General features: G+C 61.6%; 4 protein-coding genes. All 4 read right to left on the reverse strand.

Annotated elements, in window-relative coordinates:
- Genes rfbB through rfbA form a run of 4 tightly spaced genes read right to left on the reverse strand, consistent with a single transcriptional unit; the run spans position 1 to position 3,362 of the window.
- A complete protein-coding gene (rfbB, locus tag ACODRZ_RS26465; RefSeq protein ID WP_488973161.1) occupies positions 1 to 1,071 on the reverse strand; it encodes a dTDP-glucose 4,6-dehydratase in 1,071 nt (356 codons plus the stop codon).
- Positions 1,064 to 1,921 carry a dTDP-4-dehydrorhamnose reductase gene (rfbD, locus tag ACODRZ_RS26470; RefSeq protein WP_488973162.1) on the reverse strand — a complete coding sequence of 286 codons (858 nt, stop codon included), beginning with the start codon at positions 1,919 to 1,921 and terminating at the stop codon, positions 1,064 to 1,066. Before rfbD ends, rfbB begins: the two co-directional genes overlap by 8 nt.
- Positions 1,918 to 2,463 (reverse strand): dTDP-4-dehydrorhamnose 3,5-epimerase, encoded by a 546-nt coding sequence (rfbC, locus tag ACODRZ_RS26475; protein WP_488973163.1) that lies wholly within the window; start codon positions 2,461 to 2,463, stop codon positions 1,918 to 1,920. Before rfbC ends, rfbD begins: the two co-directional genes overlap by 4 nt.
- The gene (rfbA, locus tag ACODRZ_RS26480; RefSeq protein WP_488973164.1) at positions 2,460 to 3,362 is read right to left on the reverse strand and encodes a glucose-1-phosphate thymidylyltransferase RfbA; all 903 of its coding nucleotides are present in this window, start codon (positions 3,360 to 3,362) and stop codon (positions 2,460 to 2,462) included. The genes rfbC and rfbA overlap by 4 nt, the downstream gene beginning before the upstream one ends.
- Positions 3,363 to 3,399 lie beyond the last annotated feature (37 nt).

Here is a 3,399-nt window from a genome sequence, read left to right on the forward strand (position 1 = left end):
TCAGCGGGTGATGGCTGCTCTTTCGAGCAGCGGTTGCCACCAGTCCTCGCGGGCAAGGAACCATGCCAGCGTTTCCGCGAAGCCTTGAGGGAAATCGCGTGCAGGCGCGTATCCGAGTTCGCCGCGTGCCTTGGTCTCATCAATGGCGTAACGGCGATCATGACCCTTGCGGTCCGTCACGAAAGTCTTGAGTTCCTCGCTCTTTCGGCCTTGCGCGGCTGGTGCATTCGGGAAGCGCTCGGCGAGCGACGGATCGGCCGCGAAGGCGTTATCGACCGCGCGGCAGATTTCCTCGATCACTGTCAGGTTAGGCAGTTCCTGGCCGCCGCCGATATTGTAGACCTCGCCCGGCTTGCCGTTCTGCAGACAGGCCTCGATGCCGCGACAGTGATCCTCAACATGCAGCCAGTCGCGCACGTTCATGCCGTCGCCGTAAATGGGCAGGGGCTTGCCGTTCAGTGCGTTGAGAGTGAACAGCGGGATCAATTTCTCGGGAAACTGGAAAGGACCGTAATTGTTCGAGCAGTTGCTCGTCGTCGTCTCCAGGCCATAGGTATGATGGTATGCGCGCACGAGGTGATCGCTACCCGCCTTCGACGCCGAATAGGGTGAGTTGGGCGCGTAAGGGGTCGTCTCGCTAAAGGCCGGATCCGTCGGGCCGAGCGATCCGTACACTTCGTCAGTGGAGACGTGATGGAAGCGGTGCGGTTTGCCGCTGCCCTGATCAAGCCAGGCCTTTTTGGCCGCCTTCAGCAGGCTGTGCGTGCCGATCACGTTGGTGGTGACAAATGCGTCCGGGCCGGTGATCGAGCGGTCGACGTGGCTTTCGGCCGCGAAATGGACGATCGTGTCGATATCGTGGTCGTCGATGATCGACGAGACGAGATCGGTGTCGCAAATGTCGCCCTCGACCAGCAGGACATCGTCCAATCCGTCCAGATTGGCCTTGTTACCGGCGTAGGTCAGCAGGTCGAGCACGACGATGCGGTCCTGCGGCGCGATGCGATTGCGGTAATGGACGTAGTTTGCGCCGATGAAGCCTGCGCCGCCGGTGACGATAAGATTAGCCATTGGTCCTGATCTCGGTAATCATCTTGCGAAGGTTGATGCGCCAATGCGGCGTCGGGCCGCCAAGGGCGGCAAACGTCGAGGTCTTGTCCAGCACGGAATAGTGCGGACGGCGCGCGGGCGTGGGATATTCGACTGCATTGATCGGAATTACCGGTACTGCCGTCTCCAGAAGCCCGGCCGCGAGAGCCTCTTCCTGGATTGCGACGGCAAAGTCGTACCAACTGCACGCCCCTGCGTCGGTGTAGTGGTGCAATCCGGTCACCCCGTTGGACGATAGCGTCCACAATGCTGCAGCAAGACCCGGTGCATATGTCGGGGTTCCGATCTGGTCCGCGACTACGCGCACTTCTGGACGCTCGCTCATGAGGCGCAGCATGGTGCGCACGAAGTTGCCGCCATTGGGGGCATAGACCCAGGCTGTACGCACGATCAGCGCGTCCTCGCCTGCCGCGACTTCGCCGGCCAGCTTGGTGCGGCCATAGGCACTGACGGGCGCGGGCCTAGCGTTGGGCGCGTAAGGCACGCCGGACAGTCCGTCGAACACGAAGTCGGTGGAAACGTGCACGAAGCGGGCGCCGACGCTGCGCGCGGCATCGGCGAGGTAACCGACCGCCGTCGCGTTGACGGCAAGCGCGGCGTCTTCGTCACCTTCGGCCTTGTCCACTGCGGTATAGGCGGCGGCGTTGAACACCACATCGGGCTTAACCTCGGCAACGAGCGCCGATACTGCGGCGGGATCGGTGATATCGAGGGTGTCGATGTCATGGCCGACGATATCGGCGTCGGCGGGAGCGGTTGCGGACAGACCCTTGCCGAGTTGCCCCTTGGCGCCGACGATCAGCGCCTTCATGCGAAGGGCTCCACTTCGTTCAGCGGCTTGCCGACCAAGTCCTTCGCGGAAAGCTGGGGCTCAATTCCTTCGAGCGGCCATTCGATGCCGACTTCAGGATCGTTCCACATGAGCGAATGCTCGTTGGCGGGATCGTAGAAATCAGTGCACTTGTAAAGGAAGTCGGTGCCATCCTCCAGACTGACGAAACCGTGAGCGAACCCCGGTGGCACCCAGAACATCCTCTTGTTCTGGCCAGAAAGTTCGACGCCCGCCCACTTGCCGTAGGTCGCCGAGCCGGCGCGCAGATCCACCGCGACATCCCACGCGCGCCCGGCGGTGACGCGCACGAGCTTGCCCTGCGGATTGGGCTGCTGATAGTGCAATCCGCGCAACACACCCTTGGCGGAGCGGCTGTGGTTGTCCTGCACGAAGTCCAGATCAAGACCGAGGTCCGCGAAAGTCTTGCGATTCCAGCTTTCCATGAAGAATCCGCGATCGTCGCCGAACACACGCGGTTCGATAATGACAAGGCCTTCGATGTCGGTAGGGATAATGTTCACGCTCCGGTCTCCGCCACGAGCAGGGATTCGCGGTTTTTCAGAAGGTTGAGCAAGTAGGCGCCATAGCCGCTTTTCACGAGCGGAGCGGCGATCTCTTCGAGGCGGGAATCGTCGATGAAACCCTTGCGCCACGCGATTTCTTCGGGACAGGCGACCTTCAGGCCCTGGCGTTCCTCGATGATGCGGACGTAGTTGCCTGCATCGAGGAGCGAGGCATGCGTGCCGGTATCGAGCCAGGCGTACCCGCGGCCCATGATCTCGACCGTGAGTTCACCGTTCTCGAGGTAAATGCGGTTGAGGTCGGTAATCTCAAGTTCACCGCGCGGGCTGGGCTTGAGGTCACGGGCATAGTCGACCGCCTTGCCGTCGTAGAAATAAAGGCCGGTCACCGCATAGTTCGAACGCGGGTTCTGCGGTTTTTCCTCGATGGTTTCCGCACGACCCTGAGCGTCGAAAGAGACGACGCCGTAGGCCTTCGGATCGTTCACGTAGTACCCGAAGACCGATGCTCCGGTCTCGCGATCGCCGGCGTTGCCCAGGAGTTCAGGCAGGCCGTGGCCGTAGAAAATGTTGTCGCCCAGGACGAGTGCGGAAGGGTTGTTGCCCACGAAATCCGCGCCGATGTGGTAGGCCTGCGCCAGTCCCGCCGGTTCGGGCTGGATGGCATACTGAAGCTCGATGCCGAAGTCCGATCCGTCGCCCAGCAGCGCCTTGAATGCCGGCTGGTCGTGCGGAGTGGTGATGATGAGGATTTCCCGGATGCCCGCCAGCATGAGGACGGACATCGGGTAATAGATCATCGGCTTGTCGTAGACGGGCATCAGTTGCTTGGAGACGCCTCGGGTAAGCGGATAAAGGCGGGTGCCGGACCCGCCGGCAAGAATGATACCTTTTCTCAACTTCAACCCCTCTTCTGAACTGGCGGGTGTGTCTGGC

It is taken from the genome of Novosphingobium sp. FG90, from assembly GCF_057808725.1.

What these genes read in the sequence shown, in the direction of transcription:
- rfbB (WP_488973161.1), bottom strand. Translation starts at nt 1,071, where the DNA reads ATGGCTAATCTTATCGTCACCGGCGGCGCAGGCTTCATCGGCGCAAAC.
- rfbD (WP_488973162.1), bottom strand. Translation starts at nt 1,921, where the DNA reads ATGAAGGCGCTGATCGTCGGCGCCAAGGGGCAACTCGGCAAGGGTCTG.